Genomic DNA, 23,364 nt, shown 5'->3' with positions numbered 1-23,364 from the left:
AGCAAACTTGCCCGTCGCGCTAAAGGAATCCTCAGTTCATGACTGGGCAACCTCAGCGTTCGGCAAGGGTGGTTCGAATTCGAAGGAAGTCAGGTGTTCACGAGGCCGACACAGAGGGCGGCGCACGGGGCGCGTAGCCTGAGCCCATGCGCACCCGTGCCGACATCGAATGCTGGCTGACCGACATGGACGGCGTGCTCGTCCATGAGGAGCGGCCCCTCCCCGGCGCCAAGGAGCTGCTCCAGCAGTGGCAGGACGCCGGCACCGAGTTCCTCGTGCTCACGAACAACTCGATCTTCACGCCCCGCGACCTCGCCGCGCGCCTGCGCGCATCCGGCCTCACCGTGCCCGAGGAGCGCATCTGGACGAGCGCGCTCGCGACCGCCGACTTCCTGCACGACCAGATGCCCGGCGGTTCGGCGTTCGTGATCGGCGAGGCGGGGCTCATCACCGCCCTGCACGAGATCGGCTTCACGATGACGGAGTCGGACCCCGACTTCGTCGTCATCGGCGAGACCCGCTCGTACTCGTTCGAGGCCATCACGAAGGCGATCCGGCTCATCGCGGCCGGCGCGCGCTTCATCTCGACGAACCCCGACGCGACGGGCCCGAGCGCCAACGGCATCCTGCCGGCGACCGGCGCCATCAACGCCCTCATCACGAAGGCGACGGGTCGCGTGCCCTACATCGTCGGCAAGCCGAACCCGATGATGTTCCGCTCGGCGCTCAACAAGATCGGCGCGCACTCCGAGGTCACCGGCATGATCGGCGACCGCATGGACACCGACATCATCGCCGGCATGGAGGCGGGCCTGCACACGGTGCTCGTCATGACCGGCATCTCCGATCCGTCGCTCGTCGCGACCTACCCCTTCCGGCCCGACGAGACGCTGCAGGGCGTCTACGAGCTCGTCGACCCGGTCCCCGCCGAGTCCGAGCTCGACGAGCCCCACACCGACGTCTAGCCCCCTCGATCGGGATCCTCAACGGAGCGACTGGCGGCGCGAGGGGATAGTGCCCTCGCGCTGCCAGCTGCTCCGTTGAGAGATCAGGACTCGGAGAGCAGGCGGATGACGTGGGCGCCGAAGAGGCCCGCGATCACGGCCGCGGCGAGTGCAGCGGGGGCGAGCACCCGGTCGATCGGGCGGTGGGCCGCCTCGCGCGCGTCGAGCCCGTCGATGCGGATCCAGCCGTAGAGCGCGGCCTTGCCTCGCCGGACCGCGGCCCCCGCGACGGCGAGCGCGAGCATCGCCGACGCGACCGCCAGCAGCAGCCAGAGCCACGGCACCGACGCGCCCGCGGCCGCCCGGAACGGCGCGAAGGCGAGCGCGCCGAGCATGAGCGGCAGCACCCACCACGTGATCGGCGGGCCGAAGCCGCGCGCGACCACGAGGCCGAGCACGGCGGCGACCGCGAGCAGCACGACGCCCATGAGCAGCCCGCCCCAGCCCGCGACCTGGCAGACGGCGGTCGAGAGCGAGCCGCATGCCTCGTCGGCCGACAGCAGCATCCCGGTCGCGCTCGAGGCCGACGCGGCCCCGTAGCCGGCCGTCGCCCACGACGTCAGCAGCCCGAGCCATCCCGTGGCCGGCTGCCCGGCGACGATGAGGGGCGGCCTCCGGAAGAGGCGGTCGGACCAGCGCACGCTGCAACGCTACGCCCGCGCGCTGGTCGGCCGAGCCCGGCCGCCCTAGGGTCGTGGGCATGATCCCCGCATCCTGGATCCCCCATCGCCGCGCCGACGGCGAGGTGGTCGGCTACCTGCGCGAGGCGGGCGACGACTTCCAGCCGATGGACCTTCTGGGCCGACCGCTCGCCGAGCCGGGCGACTGGTCCGCCGCCGAGGCGCTGCTCGACGAGCACAGCCTGGCGTGGCTCATGGACGCGTTCCTGCTCGCCGTCGACGGCGCCGACGAGCGCGTGCGCGTCACGGAGGTCACGCCCGAGCGCGTGCGGGTGAAGCGCGACGACCTCGGCGCGATCGGCGGCGACGCGCGCTTCTGGGAGCTGCCGGTGCCCGACGGGCGCCTGCGGCCAGCCCCGCCGCTGACGGAGTGGCCTGGCTAGGCGGGCTTCAGCAGCCAGGCGACGACGAGCATCACGGGCAGCGAGGCGATCGTCGTCAGCAGCACGATGTCGCGGGTGACCGCGGTCGCGCGGTCGTAGCGGAGCGCATACTGGTACATGTTCTGCGCCGACGGCAGCGCCGCCATCACGGTGCACGCGTAGACGAGCTGCTCGTCGAGCCCGAACGCGAACCGCGCGAGCAGGTAGGCGATCACCGGCATCGCGAGCGACTTCAGCACCACCGCGAGCGCCACCTCCTTGCGGCCGGAGCCGGGCTGCAGCGGGCGCTCCCCGCCGAGCGAGATGCCGAAGGCGAGCAGCATGAGCGGCACCGCGGCCCCGCCGAGGATCTCGAGCGGCGCGAGCACCGGGTCGGGCAGCTGGATGCCGAGCGCCGACACGAGCGCGCCGAGCGCCGCGGCGATGAGCATCGGGTTGCGCAGCGGCTGGGTGATGATGCCCATGAAGGATGCGCGGCCGGCGGTGAGCACGTCGAGGGTCGTGAGCAGCAGCGGCGCGAGCACGAGCAGCTGCAGCAGCAGCATCGGCCCGATGAAGCCGGGATCGCCGATCACGTAGATCGCGACCGGCAGGCCGATGTTGTTGACGTTGCTGTAGCCGGATGCGGTGGCGCCGAGCGCGATGCGGCTGGGGTCGCGCGTGAACCAGATCCGGGCGACCACGATGTAGATGCCGGCGACGGCGATGAAGCCGATGAGCGCGACCGCGAGCACGCTCGAGAAGAGGAGTCCCACGTCGGCCTCGCTCAGCACGATGAAGAGCAGCGCGGGGCTCGCGGCGAAGAACGACGTCTTGTTGAGGACCAGCCGGCCCTCCTGGTTCACGACGTTCAGCCGCGCGAGGAGCCAGCCGACGAAGATGACGAACCCGATGACGGCGAAGCCGATGAGCACGCCGCCCATGTCACCTCCGCGCTCGCTCGTCCACTGGTCAGGACAAGTCTGACATCACCGCGGAGCGGGCGTGCCATGCGTGGCGTGGTGGTCTCGACTCGGGCAGCCGCCGGGGGCGGCTGTCCGGCTCGACCAGCAGGGCGGGGTCGGCCGTCCGGCTCGACCAGCGGAGCGGGTCTACTGGGCCTCGAGGCCCAGGTCATCGAGGCGGATCGCTGCGCGGTACTCGACGCCCGCGGCCTCGATCACGGCCTGGGCGCCCGTGGCGCGGTCGACGATCACGGCGACGGCGACGACCTCCGCGCCCACCTTGCGGAGCGCCTCGATCGCCTTGAGCGGGCTGCCGCCGGTCGTGGAGGTGTCCTCGACCACGACGACGCGCTTGCCCTCGAGCTCCGGGCCCTCGATCTGGCGGCCGCGCCCGTGGTCCTTCGGCTCCTTGCGCACGACGAACGCGTCCACCTCGAGCCCGCGCGCGAGGCCGCGGTGCAGCACCGCGTTCGCGAGCGGGTCGGCGCCCATCGTCAGCCCGCCGACGGCCGAGACGTCGGGGATGTCGGCGATGAGGTCGAGCAGCACGTCGCCGATGAGCGGCGCGGCACGGTGGTCGAGCGAGAGCTTGCGCAGGTCGATGTAGTAGCTGGCGCGCTTGCCGCTGGTGAGCACGAAGTCGCCGTGGAAGACGGCTTCGTCCCGGATGAGCTGGATGAGCTGGTCGCGCGCGGTCACGCCCCCAAGGCTACTTCTCAACGTCGCCTGTGGTCGCTCGTGCCGCTCAGCGGCTCGTCCGACCACCCGCGACGTTGAGAAGGCAGCGGCGGTCAGCCGTCGCTGGGGCCGGGCAGGCTGTCGCCGCGCGGCTCGCGGCCGGTGCGCGTCTCGCGGCCGGTCCAGGCGGCGAAGCGCTCCGACGGCGAGGCGTCGGCCGGCGGCTCCATCGCCGCGCCGAAGATGGTGGGCTTCCGGATCGACGCCTCGTTCGCGCGCTCGCGGTACTCCTCCATCCACTCGAGCAGCTCGGCGGGGAAGTCGAGGTTGCCGGCGAGCCCGACGCGGGCGGAGCCCCAGCGGATGTCCCACGCGTGGAGCGCCATGTCGAGCGTCGCGAGCGGCAGGGCGCGGAAGGCATCCTCGTCGGCGTCGTGCGCGGCCGAGCGCAGCCGCGCGGCGAGCACCTCCCACGCCTCGACGGCCTCGAAGTCGGAGCCGTGCGCCATGACGGTGCTGTGGTCGGCGGTGAGGTCGCCATCCCCCTCCGCGCGGCCGAGCAGCGCACCGGCGCCGTACTCGGCCTGCACGCCGGTGACGTGGCGGATGACGTCGGCGATCGACCAGTCCGTGCAGGCCGAGGGCAGGCCGAGCCGGTCGGCGCCGGCTCGCGCCTCGGCCGAGAACAGGTCGAGAGCCTGGAGGTAGCGTTCGCGAGCGGTGCCCATCCATCCATAGTGCACCGTCGCACGCGCCGAGCCCCGGCGCCGTGCGCACGCGAGGCCCCGCGGATGCGCGTCGGAGCACCCGCGGAGGGGTCCCGCCCGTAGGCTCGATGCATGCGCATCGCCACCTGGAACGTGAACTCCGTGCGCGCCCGCACCGCTCGCATCGTCGACTGGCTCGAGCGCAGCGACGTCGACGTGCTGGCCATGCAGGAGATCAAGTGCAAGACGGAGCAGTTCCCCTACGCGGCGTTCGAGGCCGCCGGGTATGAGGTGCAGGCGCACGGCTTCAGCCAGTGGAACGGCGTGGCGATCGCTTCGCGGCTGCCGATGACGGAGGTCGAGCGCGGCTTCCAGGGGCAGCCGGGCTACGCGAACACCGGCGACCCGGTCGTCGAGGCGCGCGCGATGGCCGCGACGGTCGAGGGCGTGCGGGTGTGGAGCCTCTACGTGCCGAACGGCCGCGACCTGGCGCACGCGCACTACGGCTACAAGCTCGAGTGGCTGCGCGTGCTCGCCGATCACCTGGGCACGTGGGGCGGGCGCCCGCTCGCCCTCATGGGCGACTTCAACATCGCGCCGCTCGACACCGACGTCTGGGACATCGGCGCGTTCGACGGCTCGACGCACGTGTCGAAGCCGGAGCGGGCCGCGTTCGACGCGCTGCTGCAGTCGGGCCTCGTCGACGTGGTGCGCGACCGCGCCCCCGGCTACACCTATTGGGACTACAAGGCCGGGCGCTGGAACAAGAACGAGGGGATGCGCATCGACTTCGTGCTCGGCACACCCGAGCTCGCCGAGCTCGTCACGCGCGCCTCGATCGACCGCGATCAGCGCCAGGGCGACGCGCCCTCCGACCACGTGCCGGTGGTCGTCGACCTCGACCTCGAGACCGAGCTCGACGACGACCGCCCGATGATCTTCTGATGCCGGATGCGTCGGGCGGTCCCGCGCCGTCGCAGGACGCGGCGGTCGACGGGCCGGTCGACGCGCCGGTCGGCGTGCCCGCGCCTTCGCGCACCGCGCGCGTGCTCGAGATCGCGACCCTGACGGGGGTATCGCTCAACCTGCTGGCGCTCGCGATCCTGGGCGCGCTCGGCGCGGCCGCGGTCGGGCTGCAGTCGCAGGTCTCCCAGGACAACGCCGGCACCGAGCCACCCGGCGGCGTCGTCGCCGGCTACTGGTTCGCGCTCGGCATCGCCACGGTCGTGCTCAACGGCCTCGCCATTTGGCAGCGCCGCAGCTGGGGGCTCGGCTGGGCCGCGCTCGCCGCGGTCGCCTGCTGGATCGTGTTCTTCGTCGCGATGGACGTGTCGCGCGCATGACCTTCGACGAGGGAGCCGACTGGGAGGAGCTCGAGCCGCGGCGCGTGCGCACCCCCGCCGAGCGCCTGCGGCTCGCGGCGTGGGTGCTCATCTTCGCGAACCTCCTCGGGCTGCTGCTGCTGGCGCCGATCGGCGACGGCGGGCTCCTGCAGGCTGCGGACGCGTCGGGCACCGACGTCGGCCCCGCGCGGCTCACCTTCTGGATCACGCTGCTCGGCGCGACGATCGTGGGCAACGGGATCGGCGCTGCAGCGGCCGCGACCCGTCAGCGCTGGGCGATCGTGCCGCCGGTGCTCGCGGCGGTCGCGAGCTGGACCGGCTTCCTCATCGCGACGACGCTCGTCTGAGGGGCGCATCCGGGCACCCGCGCACGTCCGTTGCGGCCGACAGCCGGACCGCGCGCGACGCCGGGAAGTGGCAGGAAAGCCGGGGCCGGGTGCAACAAACGTGCGCGACGGACTCCATACGCTGGATTCACGCACGGATCGTCCAGCGCGCATCGCGCACAGCGCGATCCGCCCCGATCCCCGACCGAACCATGGAGGCTCCCATGACGATGACCCAGGCCACCGCCGCCGACCTCCGCCAGCACCCCGCGTGGCTCCGCATCAAGGCCGCAGCGACGGCGCTGCAGCCGATGCAGTCGAAGAGCGGCGCCATCGAGGACGCGGCCGACCACGACGCCGCCCGCGGCCACGTCGCCGATGTCGTGCAGGGCATCCGCGAGATCGCGCCGGAGTTCCCCCACGACGCCGCGTACCTCGCGCAGGCAGCGGTCGACTTCGAGCGCTGGGCGGCCGAGGGCTTCGGCGTGCCCGACTTCTTCGACGCGCTCGTGGAGTTCCAGCCGCAGCAGCACCGCGTCGACGGCCTGCAGCACCTCGTGGTCTTCCCGATGGTGACGCAGAACGGCTCGAGCGACCGGCTCGTGGAGGCCGTGCTCGTCGAGGTCATCTGGCCCGACTTCATCGCCGACCTCGAGGCCGGCGACTACTCGAACGCGCTCTTCGTGCCGCTGCGCTTCATCGACTTCACGTCCGGCTACGACACGAACTCGGCCGTGCTCTTCCCCGAGACCGTCGCCATGCGCGAGATCCCGACGTTCACGTGGGGCGCGATCTTCCAGGACCGCGAGGCCGCGCGCTTCCGCCGCGTCGTCGAGGCCGCGTGCGAGGTGACGAAGCTCGAGCTGCCCGCCGACGCCGCCGAGATGCTCGCCGACCAGTCGCTCGCCGAGCAGACCTTCGTGATGTGGGACCTCATCCACGACCGCACCCACATGCGCGGCGACCTGCCGTTCGACCCGTTCATGATCAAGCAGCGGATGCCGTTCTTCCTCTACTCGCTCGAGGAGCTGCGCTGCGACCTCACCGCGTTCCGCGAGTCGGTCGCGATCGAGCGCCGCATCGCGGCGATGCCGGTGACCGGCGAGGGAGCGGCGACGGAGGCCGACCGCGACCTCGCGAAGCACGCGAAGCTCGTGCAGTACGCGGTGATCTTCGACCGCATCTTCCGCTTCGCGATCACCGGCACCCGCACCCGCAACTACGACGGCCTCGGCGGCCAGCTGCTCTTCGCGTGGCTGCACCAGCACCGCGTGCTGCACTGGACCGACACGCAGCTCGCGTTCGACTGGGACGAGGTGCCCGACGTCGTGAACAAGCTCGGCGAGGCGATCGAGCTGCTGTACTGGAAGTCGATCGACCGCCCGAAGATCGCGCACTGGCTCGCCGCCTACGAGCTCGTCTCCTCCGTCGTCGAGCCGCACCCCGCATCCGCGTGGAAGGCCGGCGCGCTGCCGCTCGAGGGCGCCCCGCGACAGCTGACCGACCTGGTGATGGACGACGAGTTCCCGCTGTCGATGTTCTACGAGGCCTTCGAGAAGAAGATGCGCGACGTCATCGCCTCGACGAAGGGCATCACGGCCTAGCGCTCGTCCGCTCACCAGCGAGGAGGTTCCCGGCAGGGAGCCTCCTCGCTGCATGCGGATGCGGAATGCCGCACGCCGCTCGGAGGTTCGCCTCGAGGACTGCTCGCTGAGCGTCGAAGGCTCCGAGGAAGGGTTGACCATGACCAAGATCACCGTGCTGGGCGCCACCGGGTTCGCCGGCGGCCACATCGCAGCGGAGGCCGCGAGCCGCGGCCACGAGCTCACGCTCGTCTCGCGGTCCGCGCCGCAGGACGCGCCCGCCGGCGCTCGCGTCATCCAGGGCTCGGTGCTCGACGCCCACGTGCTCGCGCAGGCGATCGACGGCGCCGACGTCGTGGTGGGCGCGCTGTCGCCGCGCGGTGACATGGAGGGCAAGGTGGCGGATGCCTATGCCGACGTCGCCGCCCGGCTCGCGCCCGGCACGCGGTTCATCATCGTCGGCGGCTTCGGCTCGCTCAAGGACGAGGCGGGCGACCGCATCGTCGAGACCGCAGCGTTCGCGCCCGAGTACAAGCCCGAGGCGCTCGAGCTCTTCTCCGCCTTCGAGCGGGTCAGCGCGATGGACGTCGACTGGACCTACGTGAGCCCGGCCGGCACCTTCGGCGGCTACGTGCCCGACCAGACGCGGCGCGGCGAGTACCGCACCGGCGGCGACGACGCCTTCTACGACGCCGACGGGCAGTCGGTCATCTCGGGTCCCGACTTCGGGCTCGCGGTCGTCGACGAGATCGAGGCCGGCGCGCACGTGCGCGAGCACATCTCGTTCGCGTACTGAGCAGGCGCGCTCGCGACGCGGCATCCGCCCCTGTCGCGAGCGCCGCGGGTCTGCGACAGTGCTGGCATGGACGTCGAGTGGATCCCTGATTACGGCGAGCTCCTGAAGCGCGGCCTGCGCGTGCCGCTGGAGGGCAGCGAGGACGACGCGGTCGCCGCGGTGCTCGAGCAGCTCGACGCCGGCGGCGCGACACCGGGCGAGGTGGAGGTGCGCGACCTCGTGCGCGAGGCGCGCGCGGGCGCAGCGAAGCACCACGACGCACCGTGACGCACCCGGTGCTGCGAGCGCTGCGGCGCATCGCGGCGCCGGTGTCGCGCACGCGGTGGTTCCGCCGCGTCGGCCCGCGAGCGCTGCCGGTCGCCGAGCGGCTGCTGCGCCGCGCGACCGGCGGCCGGCTCGTGGTGTCGGGCATCCTCGTGCCCTCGCTCGTGCTGCGCACGACCGGCGCGCGGTCCGCGCAGCCGCGCAGCTCTGAGCTCATGTACACGCCCGACGGCCGCGGCGGCGCGATCGTCGCGGGCACGAGCTTCGCGCGTGCGGCGCATCCGGCGTGGACGGCGAACCTGGCCGCGCATCCCGACGCGGAGGTCGTCGTGCGGGGCCGGCGGTTCCGCGTGCGCGCCGAGCGCGTGCCCGACGCCGAGCGCGAGGCGACCTGGTCGCGCATCGAGCGGCAGTGGCCCGGCTACCGGCAGTACGAGCGCGACTCCGGCCGGACGGTGCGGCTGTTCCGGCTGACGACGCACGCCGTCCCGTCGCCCTTCGACGGCAGGCTGTGGGGCTGGGGACGCGGATGACGCGCGGTCGGCGCGACTCGCGCCTACGCTGACGCCATGGCATCGCTCATCCCGCCGATTGACCCGAGTCGCCGCACCGCCGACCTGCTCGGCAGCGCCGCCGTGCTCGTCGCGGTCGCGGTGCTCGGCTACGCCGCCACCATCGTCATGGGTGTGCTGCTGTTCGCGGCGAACCCGGAGGGCGGCACGGCCCGCACGTGGGCGATGCTGCTCACCTGGCAGCTGCCGCTCGCCGTCTGGATCGCGACGGTAGTCGCCGTCGTGGTCCTCGCGGTGCAGCGCCGCCGCGCGCTGCGAGCGAGCCTCGTCGGCGCGAGCATCTTCGCGGTGTCGGTCGCCGCCGGGCTCGTCGTCGCCGCCGGCTGACCGCGCGGACCGCGAGGGCGGGCACGCACGGCACACTGGAGCCATGCGCATCCTCATCGCCGGCGCCACGAGCGCGCTCGGGCACGCCACGGCATCCGCCTTGCTCGAGTCGGGCCACCACGTCATCGCGGTCGGCTCGAACGCCGACCGGCTCGGCATGGTCGACGCGAGCGAGCGCTTCGAGTGCGACCTCACCGACCCGGACGCGGTCCGGCAGCTCGGCGAGGAGGTCGGCGAGCTCGACGGCCTGCTGCACCTGGTCGGTGGCTGGCGCGGCGGCGGCGGCCTCGCGGGCCAGTCCGACGAGGACTGGGCGTGGCTCGAGGCACGCGTCGTGCGCACGCTGCGCAACACCACCCGCACCTTCGCCGACGCGATCGGGCGCTCGGAGGCGGGCGTCATCGCGATCATCTCGACGACCGGCGTCGAGCGCCCGACCGCCGGCAACGCCAACTACGTGGCGCTCAAGGCCGCCGCCGAGGCGTGGCTCGCCGCCGTCGGCCACCAGCTGCGCGCGACCCCGGCCCGCACGGTCGTGAAGCGCGTGAAGGCGCTCGTCTCCGACGCTGACCGCGCCGCGCAGCCCGACCGCGACTTCGCCGGCCACACCGACGTGACCGCCCTCGCCGCCGAGCTCACCGCCGAGTTCTCTCAACGGAGCAGCCGGTAGCGCGAGGGCAGTATCCCCTCCTGCTCCCAGCCGCTCCGTCGAGAGGTCAGTCGGTGCGGGTGAGCAGGAAGAGCGGGATGAGGCGGTCGGTCTTCGCCTGGTAGTTCGCGTAGTCGGGCCACGCGGCGACCGCGCGCTCCCACCAGGCGTCGCGCTCGGCGCCGGGCTCGAGCTCACGCGCGATGTAGTCGTGGCGCTCCGCGAGGTCCTGCAGCTCGACGAGCGGGTGCTGCTTGAGGTTGTAGTACCAGACCGGGTGCTCCGGGGCGCCGCCCTTCGAGGCGACGACGACGTACTCGCCCTCGTGCTCGACCCGCATGAGCGCGGTCTTGCGCAGCTTGCCCGACCTCGCGCCGACGCTCGTCAGCAGGATGATCGGCTTGCCCCGCAGGGTGTTGGCCTCGGCGCCGGCGGATGCCTCGAACGCCTCCGCCTGCTTGCGCGCCCACTCGGAGGTGCTGGGTGCGTACTCGCCCGTCAATGGCATGCGTGCTCCTTCGTCCATCGCGAGCGTAGCCCGGCCGCGAGACCGAATCCGAGCGTTGCCCGAGCGGGCGCGCCGACGTACGGTCCATGCAGCAGCGCACCCCGGGAGGACCCATGGCCATCGCAGTGCTCGACATGTCGATGTCGCTCGACGGCTTCATCGCCGGACCCGACGACAGCCCTCAGCTGCCGGGCGGCGCCGGCTTCTCGCTCCACGACTGGATCGGCGACCCTGACGATCCGAGCAGCGCCGACGGCCGTGACCGCGAACTCATGGACGCCGTCCGCGACGCCGGCGCGGTGCTGTCGGGCAGGCGCACCGCCGAGCAGGCCGGGCACTGGGGCGGCGACCACCACGGGATGGGCGTGCCGATCTTCGTCGTCAGCCGGCGTGCGCCGAGTGCCGAGGCGGCCGCGCTCCCGCTCGTGCACTACGTCGCCGATCCGGTCGACGCGATCCGCCAGGCGAAGGCGGCAGCGGGCGACCGGCGCGTGCACATGATCGGCGCCGCGTGGGTGCCGGCCGCGCTCGAGGCAGGTGCGATCGACGAGATCCAGATCCACCACGTGCCGCTGCTGCTCGGCGCGGGCCGCCGCCTGTTCGACGTGCTGCCCGCCCCCATCCGGCTCGAGATCGCGGAGGTCGTCAGCACCCCGCGCGCCACGCACATCCGCTACCGCGTCCTCGCCCCCTGACCCGCAGGATCCTCAACGTCGCCAGTGGTCGCGCATCGCGCTCACAGCCTCGCGCTACCGCCCGCGACGTCGAGGATCAGAGGCGGCCGACGCGGGTGACGCGCACGACGGCGGTGCCGGCCTCCGCGGACGCCGCGAGGTCGATCGACGCCCAGATGCGCCAGTCGTGGTCGCCCGCCGGATCGGCGAGGATCTGCTGCGCCTCCCAGACGAGCGGCCCCTCGTCGATCTGCAGCATCCGGGCGCTGCGCGCATCCGCTCCGGTGCCGATCGACCCGTGCTCCTCGTAGTACGCGTCGAGCGCGTCGCCCCAGGCGTCGGCGCCGAAGCCGGCGGCCGCGTCGAGCTCGCCCAGCTCCTCGTGCTTGTCGAGCGCCGCGAGCTGCACGCGCCGGAACAGCTCGTTGCGCACGAGCACCCGGAACGCCCGCGGGTTCGCGACCACGGAGGGCGGCGGCGGCGGCGCGATCGGCGCCTCGCCGGGCGCGGTGGGATGCATGAGCTCCTCCCACTCGTCGAGCAGGCTGGAGTCGACCTGCCGCACGACCTCGCCGAGCCACTCGATGAGGTCGAGCAGCTCGTCGGTCTTCGCCTCGTCCGGCACCGTCTGGCGGATCGCGCGGTACGCATCCGACAGGTACCGCAGCACGAGCCCCTCGCTGCGGGCGAGCGCGTAGTGCTGCACGTAGTCGGCGAACGTCATCGCCCGCTCCCACATGTCGCGCACGACCGACTTCGGCGACAGCGCGAAGTCCGAGACCCACGGCTGCGACGACGCGAAGACCGCGAGCGCCTCGGTCAGCAGCTCGTCGAGCGGCTTCGGGTGCGTGACCGCCTCGAGCAGCTCCATCCGCTGGTCGTACTCGATGCCGTCGGCCTTCATCGCCGCGACCGCCTCGCCGCGCGCGAGGAACTGCTGCTGCGACAGGATCGGCCGCGGGTCGTCGAGCGTCGACTCGATGACCGAGATGACGTCGAGCGGATGCGTCGGGTCGGCCGGGTCGAGCATGTCGATGACCGCGAGCGCGAACGGCGAGAGCGGCTGGTTGAGCGCGAAGTTCGGCTGCAGGTCGACGGTGAGTCGGATGCGGTCGGGCCCGCCGTGCGGATCGGCGTGCTGCTCGACGACGCCGGCGGTGCGCAGCGTGCGGTAGATCGCGAGCGCCCGGCGCTCGAGCGCGAGCTGCGACCGCCACGGCTCGTGCGAGGAGGCGATGAGCTCGCGCATCTCGGCGAACGCGTCGCCGCCGCGGCCGATGACGTTGAGCAGCATCGAGTGGCTCACCTGCATGTGCGAGGTGAGCGGCTCGGGCTCGGCGGCGATGAGCTTCTCGAACGACGGCTGCCCCCACGACACGAAGCCCTCCGGCGCCTTCTTGCGCACGAGCTTGCGGCGCTTCTTGGGGTCGTCGCCCGCCTTCGCGAGCATCTTCGCGTTGTCGGCCTCGTGCTCGGGCGCCTGCGCCACGACCGTGCCGGCGGTGTCGTAACCGGCGCGGCCCGCGCGACCCGCGATCTGGTGGAACTCGCGCGCGGAGAGCTGGCGCATCCGGGTGCCGTCGAACTTCGTCAGCCCCGTGAGCAGCACCGTGCGGATCGGCACGTTGATGCCGACCCCGAGCGTGTCGGTGCCGCAGATGACGCGCAGGAGCCCCTGCTGGGCGAGCTGCTCGACGAGCCGCCGGTACTTCGGCAGCATGCCGGCGTGGTGCACACCGATGCCCGAGCGGACCAGCCGCGAGAGCGTCTGCCCGAAGCGCGTGGTGAAGCGGAACTCGCCGATCGCGTCGGCGATCTGGTCGCGCTGCTCGCGGCTGATGATCTTCACCGAGGTGAGCGCCTGCGCGCGCTCGAGCGCCGCCGCCTGCGAGAAGTGCACGATGTAGACCGGCGCGCGCTGGGTGGAGAGCAGCTCCTCGATCGTCTCGTGCACGGGCGTCATGGCGTACTCGTACGAGAGCGGCACGGGCCGCTCGACGCCGGTGACGACGGCCGTCTCGCGGCCGGTGCGGCGGCTGAGGTCGTCGGCGATGCGCGTGACGTCGCCGAGCGTCGCCGACATCAGCACGAACTGCACGTGCGGCAGCGTCAGCAGCGGCACCTGCCACGCCCAGCCGCGCTGCGGGTCGCCGTAGAAGTGGAACTCGTCCATGACGACCTGGTCGACGTCGGCGGCGTCGCCGTTGCGCAGCGCGAGGTTCGCGAGGATCTCCGCGGTGCAGCAGATGATCGGCGCATCCGCGTTCACCGAGGAGTCGCCCGTCACCATGCCGACCTTCTCGGCGCCGAAGATCTCGACGAGCGCGAAGAACTTCTCGCTCACGAGCGCCTTGATCGGCGCCGTGTAGAAGGTGCGCTTGCCCTGCGCGAGCGAGGCGAAGTGCGCGCCGGCCGCGACGAGCGACTTCCCGGTGCCGGTGGGCGTCGAGAGGATGAGGTTGGCGCCGCTCACGATCTCGATGAGCGCCTCCTCCTGCGCCGGGTAGAGCGGCAGTCCGCGCTCGGCCGACCAGGCGGCGAACGCCTCGAACGCGGCGTCGGGATCCCAGGTCGCTGGCGCGTGGTCGAGGAGGCTCATCGACTCGATCCTCCCGCACCACGCGCCGCTCGGTAGAATCTCCTGTGCTCCCCCATCATTCGGACCCGTCTGGCGCGCCCGCGGACCAGCCGGCGACGCCCGACGCGGCAATCGACGACGCAGCGGATGCGGCCCCCGCCACGCTCGACGCCGCCGACGTCGCGACGACCCTCCGCGTGCTCGAGACGCTCCACAGCATGGACCGCGACGACCCCCACTACGTCGCGGTGCGGCAGGCGACCGCGAACATGTTCAAGGAGGTCAAGCTCGCGAGCCGCAAGGCGAAGCACGCGCGCATCCAGGCCGCCGACCGTGCCGTCGTCGCCGCGACCGCGACCGGCGCCCCCGACCGCATCGACGACGAGACGCGCGGCATCCCGCTCGCGACGCGGGCCGCAGCGCCCACCGCCGGCACGCTCATCCGCTCGCGCGGCTGCTACATCTGCAAGCAGCAGTACACGCTCGTCGACGCCTTCTACCACCAGCTGTGCCCCGCCTGCGCGGCGACGAGCCACGCGAAGCGCGACGCCCGCACCGACCTCACCGGCAAGCGCGCGCTGCTCACCGGCGGGCGCGCCAAGATCGGCATGCACATCGCGCTGCGGCTGCTGCGCGACGGCGCCCACACGACGATCACGACGCGGTTCCCGCGGGATGCGGTGCGCCGCTTCTCGTCGTTGCCCGACTCCGCGGAGTGGCTGCACCGCCTCAAGGTCGTCGGCATCGACCTGCGCGACCCCGCGCAGGTGATAGGGCTCGCCGAGGAGGTCGCCGCCGCGGGACCGCTCGACATCCTCATCAACAACGCCGCCCAGACCGTCCGCCGCTCCGCGGGCGCCTACGCGCCGCTCGTCGAGGCCGAGCTCGAGCCGCTGCCCGCGACGGGGCCGAACGGCGGCCCGATGCCCGAGCTCGTGACCTTCGGCCACACGAACGACGCGCATCCGCTCTCGCTCACGGCATCCGTCGCCGCGCACCCCGTGCTTGCGAGCACCGCCCGCACCGCCGACGAGCTCACCGCCGAGGCGATGGCGGCGGGCTCGAGCTCGCTCGAGCGGCTCGCGGCCGGCACCGCGATCGACGCGGGCGGGCTCGTGCCCGACGAGGAGCACGTCAACTCCTGGACGCAGCACGTCGACCAGGTCGAGCCGCTCGAGATGCTCGAGGTGCAGCTCGCCAACATGACGGCGCCGTTCCTGCTCGTCTCGCGCCTGCGGCCGTCGCTCGCCGCGTCGAGCGCCCGCCGCACCTACGTCGTCAACGTGTCGGCGATGGAGGGGGTCTTCGGCCGCGGCTACAAGGGCCCCGGCCACCCGCACACGAACATGGCGAAGGCGGCGCTCAACATGCTCACGCGCACGAGCGCGCGCGAGATGTTCGAGAGCGACGGCATCCTCATGACCGCCGTCGACACCGGCTGGATCACCGACGAGCGCCCGCACTTCACCAAGGTGCGGCTCGCCGAGGAGGGCTTCCACGCCCCGCTCGACCTCGTCGACGGCGCCGCCCGCGTCTACGACCCGATCGTGCGCGGCGAGGCTGGCGAGGACCTCTTCGGCGTCTTCCTCAAGGACTACGCGCCTGGCTCCTGGTGAGCGCACGTCCTGGTGACCGCGTGACCGCGCCATGACGCCTGCCGAGCTGCGGGCGCTGCCGCCCGGCACGCGCGTCGTCGTGCGCTACCGGCTGCACGGCGACTCCCACGGGGCGACGGATGCGCTGGGCGACCTCATCGCCGTCGGCCCGGTGTCGTGCACGGTCGCGACGCGTCGCGGCGAGGTCGTCATCGCGATCGCCGACATCGTGGCGGCGAAGACCGTGCCGCCGGCGCCGGAGCGGCGACCGCGCTAGCCGCGCGCCGCGATCCACCGCGGGATCTCAGGCGGGCGGGGCTAGCGTGGAACCGCAGGAGTCCGCGAGCAAGGAGAGCGTCATGTCCCAGTACGACGACCCCAACGCCGCGCGTCGCGTCGACGCCGACGGCACGCCCGCTCGCGCCGAGACCGAGCGACTCGACGATCGCGCGCACCGCGACGGAGCGACCGCATCCGACACCTCGAGCGACCGCAGCGCGACGACGCACGACACGACGACGCAGGATTCGACGACCCAGGCCGCGCCGACCGCCGTCGAGCCGAAGCGCATCACGCTCGACCCCTCGCTCGACTCGCACCAGCGGCAGGGCGTCACCGGCGGCACGTGGATCGCGCTCATCCTCGGCACGCTCATCCTCGTGCTGCTGCTCATCTTCATCCTGCAGAACAACGTGCCCGCCGACTTCGCCTACTTCGGCTTACAGTTCAACCTGCCGCTCGGTGTCGCGATGCTCTTCGCGGCGATCGCGGGCGTGCTCATCGCCGCGCTGCTCGGCTCCGTGCGCCTCTTCAAGCTGAGCCGTCGCGTGCGGAAGCTCGAGAAGGAGCGCGAGACCATCAAGCGCGCGATCCGCTAGCGCGGGCTCTCGGCGCAGGTCCAGCAGAGTTGCAGAAGACTCGCCTGTCCAGCGGTCGCGCGCCGGAGTAGCGTTCGGCGCACACCGTCGGGGCTGCGGCGGGTCGTGAGCACGACCGGCTCCGGCGCAGAGGGAGCCGTCATGATCCTGGTGTGCGGAGCCACGGGGCTGCTGGGCAGCCGGATCGTCGAGCACCTCGTCGAGGCGGAGCAGCCGGTGCGCGCGTTCGTCCGCCCGGACACGGATGCGTCGGCACTGCAGGCATCCGGCGTCACGATCGCGCGCGGCGACCTCCGCGGCCCGACGAGCGTGCGCGCCGCGCTCGCGGGCGTCGACACGGTCGTCACCTCGGCGAACGCGATCAGCCGCATCCTCGACGGCGACAAGGACCTCACGATCGCGGATGTCGACCTCGCCGGCAACCTCGATCTCATCCGGGCAGCGAGCGAGGCGGGCGTGCAGCGCTTCGTGTTCGTCTCGGCGACCGGGATGGGTCGCGGGCTCGAACGCCTCGCGCCGCTCACCGAGGCGAAGTGGCACGCCGAGCAGGCGCTCGCGGCGTCGCCGATGCGGAGCGTCGTGGTGCGCAGCGACATGCTCATGGAGATCTGGCTCGAGCCGCTCTCAGGCATCGACCCGGGCAACGGCAAGGCCGTCGTCTATGGGCGCGGGCAGGCCGCGCACCGCTACATCGCGGCCGACGACCTCGCGGCGCTGTGCGCGCACCTCGCGACCGTCGACGACCCGCCGAAGGTGGTCGAGGTGGGCGGGCCGGAGGCGCTCACCCGCAACGAGGTGGTCGCCGCCTTCGCCGCGGCGGCCGGGCGGGAGCTGCGCGTGCGGCACGTGCCCCGCGGGGTGCTCGACGTCGCGACGCGGGCGCTGTGGAACATGAAGCCGGCACTCGCGTCGATGCTCGCCATGGCGCTCTTCAGCGACACCCACCCGAGCACGGCCGACGACGCCCCGCTCCGCGCGGCAGGCATCGAGCCGCGCACGGCCTCCGACTACATCCGCGCATCCGTCGCCGTCCGCTGACCACCCTCCGCCCCGCCCGCTGCCTGTGATCTCAACGGAGCGGGTGGTCGCGCGAGGGCACTATCGCCTCGCGCTCCCAAGCGCTCCGTTGAGATCGACAGCACGCGGTCGTTCGGCGGCGCGCTGCCCGGGGCGAGCGCGGCGAGCGCTCGATACGATCGGAGCCCGTCGCCCAGGAGGTCCCTTCGTGCCCGCAGCATCCGCGTCCGACACCGCCCGCGCCCACGCCGACGATCTCGCATCGTTCGTCGATGCGTCGCCGTCGAGCTACCACGCGGCCGCCGAGGTGGCCAGCCGCCTGCAGGACGCCGGCTTCACGGCGCTCGACGAGGCGGATGCGTGGCCGGAGGCCGCCGGCCGCTACCTGGTGGTGCGCGACGGCGCCGTCATCGCCTGGATCGTGCCCGCCTCCGCGAGCGCCACGACGCCCGTGCGGGTGTTCGGGGCGCACAGCGACTCCCCCGCCTTCAAGCTCAAGCCGCAGCCGACCACCGGCCGGCTCGGCTGGCTGCAGGCGGGCGTCGAGGTCTACGGCGGGCCGCTGCTCAACTCCTGGCTCGACCGCGAGCTGCGCCTCGCCGGTCGGCTCGTGCTCGACGACGGCAGCCACGTGCTCGCCGACTCCGGACCGCTGCTCCGGCTCCCGCAGCTGGCCATCCACCTCGACCGCGGCGCCAACGACGGCCTGACGCTCGACAAGCAGGCGCACACACAGCCGGTCTGGGGGCTCGGGTCGCCCGAGTCGGCCGATCTGCTCGCCGAGGTCGCCGCGTCGAGCGGCGTCGACGTCGCCCGGATCCGCGGGTTCGACCTCGTCACGGCCGACAGCGCGCGGGGCGCGGTGTTCGGCAAGGACGACGCCTTCTTCGCCGCCGGGCGGTTCGACGACCTCGCGAGCGTCCACGCCGGCACGGTCGCGCTCGCCGCTGCCGCCGAGGGGTTCGATGCGGCGCACATCCCGGTGCTCGCGGTGTTCGACCACGAGGAGATCGGCTCGGCGACTCGCTCCGGCGCGGCCGGCCCGTTCCTCGAGGACGTCCTCGAGCGCATCGGCCTCGCGCTCGGCGCGAGCCGCGAGGAGCGGATGCGCGCGCTCGCGGCGTCGTGGTGCGTCTCGAGCGACGTCGGCCACTCGGTGCATCCGAACTACGCCGAGAAGCACGATCCCCGCGTGCAGCCGGTGCTCGGCTCCGGCCCGATCCTGAAGATCAACGCGAACCAGCGCTACGCGACCGACGGCGCGGGCGCCGCCGCCTGGCAGGCGTGGTGCGAGCAGGCGGGCGTGACGAGCCAGCCGTTCGTGTCGAACAACGCGGTGCCGTGCGGCTCGACGATCGGGCCGATCACGGCGACGCGGCTCGGCATCCGCACGGTCGACGTCGGCATCCCGATCCTGTCGATGCACTCGGCGCGCGAGCTCGCCGGCGTGAGCGACCTCCACGACCTCCGGGCGGTGGCGGGCACGTTCTTCACCGCGGCGGACTGACCGCCCGACGCGGACCGGGAGCGAGCGGCGCATGCGGGTCGACTACATCCTCCCGCTGCGCTGGGACGCCGCGACGTCCCACCGCGAGCTGCCCGAGCTGACCGCCTACCTCGCGCGCCTGAGCCAATGGGCGGATGTCGTGGTCGTCGACGGCTCGGACCCGCCGGTGTTCGCCGAGCACGACGCGGCGTGGTCCGGGCTCGTGCGCCACATCCCGCCGGAGGGGCCGCCGTGCCCGAACGGCAAGGTGGCGGGGGTGCTGACCGGCATCCGGGCGACCCGACGCGACCGCATCGTGATCGCCGACGACGACGCCCGCTACGACGAGCGCGGCCCCGCGGACGTCGTGCGCCGGCTGGACCGCGCCGCCATCGTCATGCCGCAGACCACTTCCGCCCGCTGCCGTGGCACGCGCGCTGGGACACGGCGAGGTCGCTGCTCAACCGGGCGCTCGGCGCGGACTACGCCGGCACGGTCGCCGTGCGGCGAGCACTCGCCGCCGGCGGCTACCGCGGCGACGTGCTGTTCGAGAACCTCGAGCTGCTGCGCACCGTCGCCGCGCGCGGCGGGACGGTCGAGCGGGCGAAGGACCTCTTCGTCGAACGCCGGCCGCCGAGTGCGCGGCACTTCCGGTCGCAGCGTGTGCGGCAGGCGTACGACTCGCAGGCGCAGCCCTGGCGGCTCGCGGCCGAGCTCGCGCTGCTGCCCGCCCTGCTGCTGCAGGCCCGTGCGCCTGGCGGCTACCTCGTCTGGGCGGCTGCCGCCGTCATGGTCGCCGAGCGTGGACGGCGGGTCGCCGGCGGGCGGCAGGTGTTCGCGCCGACCGTAGCGCTCTGGGCGCCGGCGTGGGTCGCGGAGCGGGCGATCACCGCGTGGGTCGCCCTCGCCTGGCGGGCGGCCGGCGGCGTGCCGTATGCCGGCGGTCGGCTGCGCCACGCGGCCTCGTCGATGCGGGCGCTGCGTCGGGCCGAGCACCGCGGCACACCCGGAGCCGATCGGCCCATCTGCTGAGCTCGCTGCTCAGCCGACCTGCAGCGCGACCGCGTCCTGCCGCCGCACGATCTCTTCGATCCAGATCGGCGCGAACGGCGACGTGCAGTTCGGCGGCGTCGGGTAGTCCTTCAGCACCTCGAGCCGCTCGCCGATCGCGATCGCCCGCGCGCGGTGCTCGGGGTGCGAGATGCCGATCGTCGCGAGGCAGGTGTTCATCGCCCACTGCAGCCGGTCCGGTGCGTCGCGCATCTCGGCCTCGACCGTGTCGAGCAGCACGTCGAGGTCGAGCCCCTCTGGCCGCTTCGCGACCCGCTCGCTCGTCAGCGCCCATCCGGCGCTCGCCACCACCGGATCCGCGTCGTCGACCCACCACAGCCGCAGCGCCTCGGCCTCCGGGTGCTTCTTCACGACGTAGTTCACGAGCCAGTCGTGCACCTTCGGCGCGCGCGCCTCGCGCAGCATGCGGTCGAGCTCGTCGCGCGCGTAGGCCTTCGGCCGGCAGATGAGCAGCGCGAGCAGCCGCGCGGCGGTCTCGTCCGTCGCCCACAGCTCGAGCGCGAGCTCGTGCTGCGTCTTCAACCGCTTCGCGATCGCGCGCAGCTTGCCGAGGTTGACGCCATGGTCGTCGCCATGGCGCTCGTTCACCTCGCGGGCGCGCGGGTCGTCGAGCGCGGCGAGCTCCGCGAGCAGTTCCGGCACGGTCTCCGACATCACGGCCTCCTCGTGTCCCGCTCAGCCTAGGAGCGGATGCGGCGGCGCCGCTCGGGCACGCGCGGCACGGTCCGTGCCGCGTCGTCATCGACGAGCCGTCTGTGCAACAGCCTGTTGCACAATGCTGCGCCTTGCCTCAGCCCGGCGAAGCCCCGCGCGGCGTCGCCACCACTGACGCCCTACCGGTTCCGCTCCGACTGCCGACTGCGGTCGGGCCCGCCGACCTCCTCCGGCAGCTCGTCGATCGGCACGAGCACGATGTCCTGCACCTTCCAGTCCAGGTCGATGCAGCCGTCGCGCGCGTCGAGCAGGTCGGTGAGCGTCGGCATCATGCCCCGGTGCGGCACGACGAACGCCTCGACGTGGAAGACGTGCCCCTGGTCGCGCACCCTGGAGCCGGCTCGCGCCACCCACGGCAGGCTCTCGAGGTAGGCGTCGACCTTCGCCGCATCCGGATGCGGCCGGCCGTCGTCGAAGGTGGTCGCCCGGGTGTCCATGAGGTCGGTGATGGCCGCCTTCATGTTCTTGAAGCCGTCCGAGAGGATGCTCGCGGCGATGAAGAGCGCGGCCGCCGCATCGGTCCACCAGAGCCCGAGCCCGATGCCCGCGACGCCGACGATCGAGCCGGCCGCGGTCATCCAGTCGGCCTTGTTCATGTCGGCGTCGGCGTACAGCACCTTGTCGTGCAGCTCCTCGGCGAGCCGCATCTTGACCCGACCGAAGTAGATGGGCAGCGGGATGGTGAGCGCCATCGCGCCCATCATCAGCCAGCCGAGCCAGACGGTCTGCCCGAACAGCACGACCGAGCCGATCGGCGGATGCTCGGCGGTGATGAGCCCCGTCGCCGAGTCGTAGATGAGGAACGCACCCATCGTGAAGAGCGCGACGCCCGCGACCAGGTGCGCGACCCCGACCGACCGGTGGTAGCCGTAGGGGTACTTCTGGTTCGGCGTCTTGTTCACGAGCCGCACCGCGAGCAGGAACGCGATCGGCGGAGCGAGCGAGAGCAGGTCCTCGATCCAGGCGGCCTTCATCGCCTGCGAGCTGCCCATCACGAGGTAGACCATCGTGATCGCGACCGCGAGGAACGCGAGCGTGCACCACTCGAATCGGATTGCCTTGCGGAGCGCCTTCGCCTGGCGCTCGGGCAGCTCGGTGCGGCCGAAGCGCGGGTTCACGAGACGGCCTCCTCGTCGAGGAAGCTCTCGAGCTCGACGAGGAAGGCGTTCTCGCCGAGCGGGGCGAGCATCACGTGCTTGTCGTTCCCCTCGGCGGTGCCGGTCTCGACGTAGGGGCGGGTGGAGGCGCCGAACTCCGTCCAGGGCGTGTCCTCGACGAAGCCGCCGATGACGAGGTCGAGCTCGCCCGCCTCGAGCGCCTCCGCGAGCGTCGCCTCGCTGCCCGGCGTCCACTCGACCTCGGCGTCGAGCCGCTCCGCGAACTCGAGGATGAGCGCCGGCTCGGTGCCCGACGGGTCGCCGCCGTCGCTCAGCTCGACCCACGGCGCATTCTCGGTGACGCCGACGCGCAGCACCCCGCCCTGGACGCGCTCGAGCGTGCCGTCGGGATCGGTGGGCACGGTCGCGCATCCCGTCAGCAGCACCGCCGTCACGACCACCGCGACCCCTGCTCCCCATGCCCTCCGCATGCGGCCGACGATAGCGAAGCAGCGTGCATGCACTCTGCGCGTTCGCATGGCGAATGCTGGAGCGCGGGCGGCGCGCGGCGGACGGGCCGGGCGGTGCGATGGAGCGGCCGCACTACCGCGAGCCGAGGCCCTCGGCCTTCATGCCGGACACCGTTTGCACACAGCGTTCGCTTGCCTCTTCTGCAGCGTCCAAGCGTTCCTCAAGCAGTGCACCCGAGCGCTGGACGAGCACCCGGCCGACCGGCGAGCGTCGAGCCAAGGAGTCCGCATCCACAGCGAAGGAGCCCCCGATGCCCCACTACGTCGTCAACCGGCGCGCCGACGAGCACGGCGACCACCAGGTCCATGACCGCGCCACCATCTGGAGCTGCCTGCCCGACGAGGCGGACCGGCGAGAGCTGGGCCCCCACGACGGGGGTGCGAGCGCCGTGCGCCTCGCGACCGCGTTCTACGGGCGCGCCAACGGCTGCGAGCGCTGCCTCATCTCGCAGCGCGTGGGCTGAGCACGACGCCCACGAGCAGCAGGGAGCCCGCGGCCGCTAGCTCGCCGTCGCGTCAGCGGCTCCGTAGTCGACCGCGGACCACTTCCGCGGACGGATGACGAACGCGACGAAGCCCTCCCGCTCCGCGTACGGCTCCCCCGTGTACTTCACCGAGAGCCGGTCGACGATCGCCATCCCCTCCTCGCCGTCGATGCGAGCGGTGACATCACCGCGCACCGTGGCCATCACGTAGGCGTCGTCCGGCGCGGTGATCGAGACGGCGACCCGCGGATCGCGGCCGATGTTCCGGTCCTTGCGCGAGCCGGCGATCGTGAAGAAGACGAGCTCGTCGTCGCCGTGCCGGTCGATCCAGAGCGGCACGACCTGCGGTGCGCCATCCGGCTCGAGCGTCGCGAGGTGCGCGACGGCGGTCGTCGAGAAGTGGTGGGCGATGTCGGTCCATGCCTGCATCGGATGCGGTCCCCTCGTCACAGCGCGCGGCGCGTCCCGCCCGCGC

Annotated in this window: 29 protein-coding genes; 19 read left to right on the top strand and 10 right to left on the bottom strand. The window is 72.7% G+C overall.

Translation table 11 applies throughout. The features are described 5' to 3' along the window. The first annotated feature begins 146 nt into the window (after positions 1-146). A complete protein-coding gene (locus ABIB37_RS06435; RefSeq protein WP_354258220.1) occupies positions 147-965 on the top strand; it encodes an HAD-IIA family hydrolase in 819 nt (272 codons plus the stop codon). An 83-nt stretch (positions 966-1,048) separates the two neighbouring features. On the opposite strand, the gene ABIB37_RS06430 is transcribed toward ABIB37_RS06435, so the two are convergent. Continuing rightward, the gene (locus ABIB37_RS06430) at positions 1,049-1,645 is read right to left on the bottom strand and encodes a hypothetical protein (protein WP_354258217.1); all 597 of its coding nucleotides are present in this window, start codon (positions 1,643-1,645) and stop codon (positions 1,049-1,051) included. A gap of 59 nt (positions 1,646-1,704) precedes the next feature. Between ABIB37_RS06430 and ABIB37_RS06425 the strand changes: the two genes are divergently transcribed. Next, positions 1,705-2,067 carry a hypothetical protein gene (locus ABIB37_RS06425; RefSeq protein ID WP_354258216.1) on the top strand — a complete coding sequence of 121 codons (363 nt, stop codon included), beginning with the start codon at positions 1,705-1,707 and terminating at the stop codon, positions 2,065-2,067. Here the strand turns inward: ABIB37_RS06425 and ABIB37_RS06420 are convergent. From ABIB37_RS06420 to ABIB37_RS06410, 3 genes are all read right to left on the bottom strand, one after another. Beyond that, entirely contained in the window at positions 2,064-2,990 is a 927-nt protein-coding gene (locus ABIB37_RS06420) for an AEC family transporter (RefSeq protein ID WP_354258213.1), read from the bottom strand. The two genes, ABIB37_RS06425 and ABIB37_RS06420, sit on opposite strands and share 4 nt — an antisense overlap. A 168-nt stretch (positions 2,991-3,158) precedes the next feature. Next, on the bottom strand, positions 3,159-3,710 hold the full coding sequence (pyrE, locus tag ABIB37_RS06415) for an orotate phosphoribosyltransferase (protein ID WP_123696398.1): 552 nt from the start codon (positions 3,708-3,710) through the stop codon (positions 3,159-3,161). A 92-nt stretch (positions 3,711-3,802) separates the two neighbouring features. Next, positions 3,803-4,417: a DinB family protein gene (locus ABIB37_RS06410; protein WP_354258210.1), complete on the bottom strand. Its 615-nt coding sequence runs from the start codon at positions 4,415-4,417 to the stop codon at positions 3,803-3,805. A gap of 111 nt (positions 4,418-4,528) precedes the next feature. Between ABIB37_RS06410 and ABIB37_RS06405 the strand changes: the two genes are divergently transcribed. The 9 genes from ABIB37_RS06405 (at position 4,529) to ABIB37_RS06365 (ending at position 10,277) form a co-directional block, all read left to right on the top strand. Next, entirely contained in the window at positions 4,529-5,341 is an 813-nt protein-coding gene (locus ABIB37_RS06405) for an exodeoxyribonuclease III (RefSeq protein ID WP_354258207.1), read from the top strand. Beyond that, entirely contained in the window at positions 5,341-5,739 is a 399-nt protein-coding gene (locus tag ABIB37_RS06400) for a hypothetical protein (protein WP_354258204.1), read from the top strand. Before ABIB37_RS06405 ends, ABIB37_RS06400 begins: the two co-directional genes overlap by 1 nt. Further along, positions 5,736-6,086 carry a hypothetical protein gene (locus ABIB37_RS06395; RefSeq protein ID WP_354258202.1) on the top strand — a complete coding sequence of 117 codons (351 nt, stop codon included), beginning with the start codon at positions 5,736-5,738 and terminating at the stop codon, positions 6,084-6,086. Before ABIB37_RS06400 ends, ABIB37_RS06395 begins: the two co-directional genes overlap by 4 nt. 203 nt (positions 6,087-6,289) lie before the next feature. Further along, positions 6,290-7,669: a DUF6421 family protein gene (locus tag ABIB37_RS06390; RefSeq protein WP_354258199.1), complete on the top strand. Its 1,380-nt coding sequence runs from the start codon at positions 6,290-6,292 to the stop codon at positions 7,667-7,669. Between the two features lie 139 nt (positions 7,670-7,808). Next, a complete protein-coding gene (locus tag ABIB37_RS06385) occupies positions 7,809-8,444 on the top strand; it encodes an NAD(P)-dependent oxidoreductase (RefSeq protein WP_354258196.1) in 636 nt (211 codons plus the stop codon). Positions 8,445-8,510: 66 nt separating this feature from the next. Further along, complete coding sequence (locus tag ABIB37_RS06380; protein WP_354258193.1) at positions 8,511-8,711, top strand: hypothetical protein; 201 nt, start codon at positions 8,511-8,513, stop codon at positions 8,709-8,711. After that, positions 8,708-9,241 carry a nitroreductase family deazaflavin-dependent oxidoreductase gene (locus ABIB37_RS06375; RefSeq protein ID WP_354258190.1) on the top strand — a complete coding sequence of 178 codons (534 nt, stop codon included), beginning with the start codon at positions 8,708-8,710 and terminating at the stop codon, positions 9,239-9,241. The genes ABIB37_RS06380 and ABIB37_RS06375 overlap by 4 nt, the downstream gene beginning before the upstream one ends. Before the next feature lie 36 nt (positions 9,242-9,277). Beyond that, complete coding sequence (locus ABIB37_RS06370; protein WP_354258187.1) at positions 9,278-9,607, top strand: hypothetical protein; 330 nt, start codon at positions 9,278-9,280, stop codon at positions 9,605-9,607. Positions 9,608-9,650: 43 nt separating this feature from the next. Then, positions 9,651-10,277, top strand: a complete 627-nt coding sequence (locus tag ABIB37_RS06365; RefSeq protein ID WP_354258184.1) for an SDR family NAD(P)-dependent oxidoreductase — start codon at positions 9,651-9,653, stop codon at positions 10,275-10,277. Positions 10,278-10,323: 46 nt separating this feature from the next. On the opposite strand, the gene ABIB37_RS06360 is transcribed toward ABIB37_RS06365, so the two are convergent. Further along, positions 10,324-10,764, bottom strand: coding sequence for a nitroreductase family deazaflavin-dependent oxidoreductase (locus ABIB37_RS06360; protein WP_354258181.1), 441 nt, complete (start codon positions 10,762-10,764; stop codon positions 10,324-10,326). Positions 10,765-10,877: 113 nt separating this feature from the next. Between ABIB37_RS06360 and ABIB37_RS06355 the strand changes: the two genes are divergently transcribed. After that, positions 10,878-11,459 carry a dihydrofolate reductase family protein gene (locus tag ABIB37_RS06355; protein ID WP_354258178.1) on the top strand — a complete coding sequence of 194 codons (582 nt, stop codon included), beginning with the start codon at positions 10,878-10,880 and terminating at the stop codon, positions 11,457-11,459. A 76-nt stretch (positions 11,460-11,535) separates the two neighbouring features. Here the strand turns inward: ABIB37_RS06355 and ABIB37_RS06350 are convergent, their stop codons facing one another. Continuing rightward, entirely contained in the window at positions 11,536-14,037 is a 2,502-nt protein-coding gene (locus ABIB37_RS06350) for a DEAD/DEAH box helicase (protein ID WP_354258175.1), read from the bottom strand. A 44-nt stretch (positions 14,038-14,081) separates the two neighbouring features. Here ABIB37_RS06350 and ABIB37_RS06345 point away from each other — a divergent pair, with 44 nt between their 5' ends. From ABIB37_RS06345 to ABIB37_RS06320, 6 genes are all read left to right on the top strand, one after another. Then, complete coding sequence (locus ABIB37_RS06345) at positions 14,082-15,632, top strand: SDR family NAD(P)-dependent oxidoreductase (protein WP_502914034.1); 1,551 nt, start codon at positions 14,082-14,084, stop codon at positions 15,630-15,632. Between the two features lie 31 nt (positions 15,633-15,663). Beyond that, positions 15,664-15,888 (top strand): putative acetyltransferase, encoded by a 225-nt coding sequence (locus tag ABIB37_RS06340; RefSeq protein ID WP_354258172.1) that lies wholly within the window; start codon positions 15,664-15,666, stop codon positions 15,886-15,888. 82 nt (positions 15,889-15,970) lie between these two features. Continuing rightward, a complete protein-coding gene (locus tag ABIB37_RS06335) occupies positions 15,971-16,489 on the top strand; it encodes a LapA family protein (protein WP_354258169.1) in 519 nt (172 codons plus the stop codon). A gap of 141 nt (positions 16,490-16,630) precedes the next feature. Further along, a complete protein-coding gene (locus ABIB37_RS06330; RefSeq protein ID WP_354258166.1) occupies positions 16,631-17,527 on the top strand; it encodes an SDR family oxidoreductase in 897 nt (298 codons plus the stop codon). A gap of 187 nt (positions 17,528-17,714) precedes the next feature. Continuing rightward, complete coding sequence (locus ABIB37_RS06325; protein WP_354258163.1) at positions 17,715-19,013, top strand: M18 family aminopeptidase; 1,299 nt, start codon at positions 17,715-17,717, stop codon at positions 19,011-19,013. A 480-nt stretch (positions 19,014-19,493) separates the two neighbouring features. Continuing rightward, on the top strand, positions 19,494-20,024 hold the full coding sequence (locus ABIB37_RS06320; protein ID WP_354258161.1) for a hypothetical protein: 531 nt from the start codon (positions 19,494-19,496) through the stop codon (positions 20,022-20,024). 9 nt (positions 20,025-20,033) lie between these two features. Here the strand turns inward: ABIB37_RS06320 and ABIB37_RS06315 are convergent, their stop codons facing one another. The 3 genes from ABIB37_RS06315 to ABIB37_RS06305 form a co-directional block, all read right to left on the bottom strand. After that, positions 20,034-20,717, bottom strand: a complete 684-nt coding sequence (locus ABIB37_RS06315; RefSeq protein ID WP_354258158.1) for a DNA alkylation repair protein — start codon at positions 20,715-20,717, stop codon at positions 20,034-20,036. A 179-nt stretch (positions 20,718-20,896) separates the two neighbouring features. Continuing rightward, complete coding sequence (locus tag ABIB37_RS06310) at positions 20,897-21,895, bottom strand: cation efflux transmembrane domain-containing protein (protein WP_354258155.1); 999 nt, start codon at positions 21,893-21,895, stop codon at positions 20,897-20,899. Beyond that, positions 21,892-22,365: a transporter substrate-binding domain-containing protein gene (locus tag ABIB37_RS06305; protein ID WP_354258152.1), complete on the bottom strand. Its 474-nt coding sequence runs from the start codon at positions 22,363-22,365 to the stop codon at positions 21,892-21,894. The genes ABIB37_RS06310 and ABIB37_RS06305 overlap by 4 nt, the downstream gene beginning before the upstream one ends. 290 nt (positions 22,366-22,655) lie before the next feature. Here ABIB37_RS06305 and ABIB37_RS06300 point away from each other — a divergent pair, with 290 nt between their 5' ends. After that, positions 22,656-22,868: a hypothetical protein gene (locus ABIB37_RS06300; RefSeq protein WP_354258150.1), complete on the top strand. Its 213-nt coding sequence runs from the start codon at positions 22,656-22,658 to the stop codon at positions 22,866-22,868. A gap of 36 nt (positions 22,869-22,904) precedes the next feature. On the opposite strand, the gene ABIB37_RS06295 is transcribed toward ABIB37_RS06300, so the two are convergent. Beyond that, the gene (locus ABIB37_RS06295) at positions 22,905-23,318 is read right to left on the bottom strand and encodes a TIGR03618 family F420-dependent PPOX class oxidoreductase (RefSeq protein ID WP_354258148.1); all 414 of its coding nucleotides are present in this window, start codon (positions 23,316-23,318) and stop codon (positions 22,905-22,907) included. Positions 23,319-23,364: the final 46 nt, after the last annotated feature.

The organism is Agrococcus sp. UYP10 (assembly GCF_040547205.1).
GTDB lineage: Bacteria > Actinomycetota > Actinomycetes > Actinomycetales > Microbacteriaceae > Agrococcus > Agrococcus jenensis.
Note: the sequence above shows the minus strand (reverse complement) of the source record. Positions and strands in the feature narration are given on the sequence as shown.

Coding starts and splice junctions, on each gene's coding strand:
- ABIB37_RS06435 (WP_354258220.1), top strand. CDS start 147: ATGCGCACCCGTGCCGACATCGAATGCTGGCTGACCGACATGGACGGC.
- ABIB37_RS06425 (WP_354258216.1), top strand. CDS start 1,705: ATGATCCCCGCATCCTGGATCCCCCATCGCCGCGCCGACGGCGAGGTG.
- ABIB37_RS06420 (WP_354258213.1), bottom strand. CDS start 2,990: ATGGGCGGCGTGCTCATCGGCTTCGCCGTCATCGGGTTCGTCATCTTC.
- ABIB37_RS06410 (WP_354258210.1), bottom strand. CDS start 4,417: ATGGGCACCGCTCGCGAACGCTACCTCCAGGCTCTCGACCTGTTCTCG.
- ABIB37_RS06405 (WP_354258207.1), top strand. CDS start 4,529: ATGCGCATCGCCACCTGGAACGTGAACTCCGTGCGCGCCCGCACCGCT.
- ABIB37_RS06400 (WP_354258204.1), top strand. CDS start 5,341: ATGCCGGATGCGTCGGGCGGTCCCGCGCCGTCGCAGGACGCGGCGGTC.
- ABIB37_RS06395 (WP_354258202.1), top strand. CDS start 5,736: ATGACCTTCGACGAGGGAGCCGACTGGGAGGAGCTCGAGCCGCGGCGC.
- ABIB37_RS06390 (WP_354258199.1), top strand. CDS start 6,290: ATGACGATGACCCAGGCCACCGCCGCCGACCTCCGCCAGCACCCCGCG.
- ABIB37_RS06385 (WP_354258196.1), top strand. CDS start 7,809: ATGACCAAGATCACCGTGCTGGGCGCCACCGGGTTCGCCGGCGGCCAC.
- ABIB37_RS06380 (WP_354258193.1), top strand. CDS start 8,511: ATGGACGTCGAGTGGATCCCTGATTACGGCGAGCTCCTGAAGCGCGGC.
- ABIB37_RS06370 (WP_354258187.1), top strand. CDS start 9,278: ATGGCATCGCTCATCCCGCCGATTGACCCGAGTCGCCGCACCGCCGAC.
- ABIB37_RS06365 (WP_354258184.1), top strand. CDS start 9,651: ATGCGCATCCTCATCGCCGGCGCCACGAGCGCGCTCGGGCACGCCACG.
- ABIB37_RS06360 (WP_354258181.1), bottom strand. CDS start 10,764: ATGCCATTGACGGGCGAGTACGCACCCAGCACCTCCGAGTGGGCGCGC.
- ABIB37_RS06355 (WP_354258178.1), top strand. CDS start 10,878: ATGGCCATCGCAGTGCTCGACATGTCGATGTCGCTCGACGGCTTCATC.
- ABIB37_RS06350 (WP_354258175.1), bottom strand. CDS start 14,037: ATGAGCCTCCTCGACCACGCGCCAGCGACCTGGGATCCCGACGCCGCG.
- ABIB37_RS06340 (WP_354258172.1), top strand. CDS start 15,664: ATGACGCCTGCCGAGCTGCGGGCGCTGCCGCCCGGCACGCGCGTCGTC.
- ABIB37_RS06335 (WP_354258169.1), top strand. CDS start 15,971: ATGTCCCAGTACGACGACCCCAACGCCGCGCGTCGCGTCGACGCCGAC.
- ABIB37_RS06330 (WP_354258166.1), top strand. CDS start 16,631: ATGATCCTGGTGTGCGGAGCCACGGGGCTGCTGGGCAGCCGGATCGTC.
- ABIB37_RS06315 (WP_354258158.1), bottom strand. CDS start 20,717: ATGTCGGAGACCGTGCCGGAACTGCTCGCGGAGCTCGCCGCGCTCGAC.
- ABIB37_RS06305 (WP_354258152.1), bottom strand. CDS start 22,365: ATGCGGAGGGCATGGGGAGCAGGGGTCGCGGTGGTCGTGACGGCGGTG.
- ABIB37_RS06300 (WP_354258150.1), top strand. CDS start 22,656: ATGCCCCACTACGTCGTCAACCGGCGCGCCGACGAGCACGGCGACCAC.
- ABIB37_RS06295 (WP_354258148.1), bottom strand. CDS start 23,318: ATGCAGGCATGGACCGACATCGCCCACCACTTCTCGACGACCGCCGTC.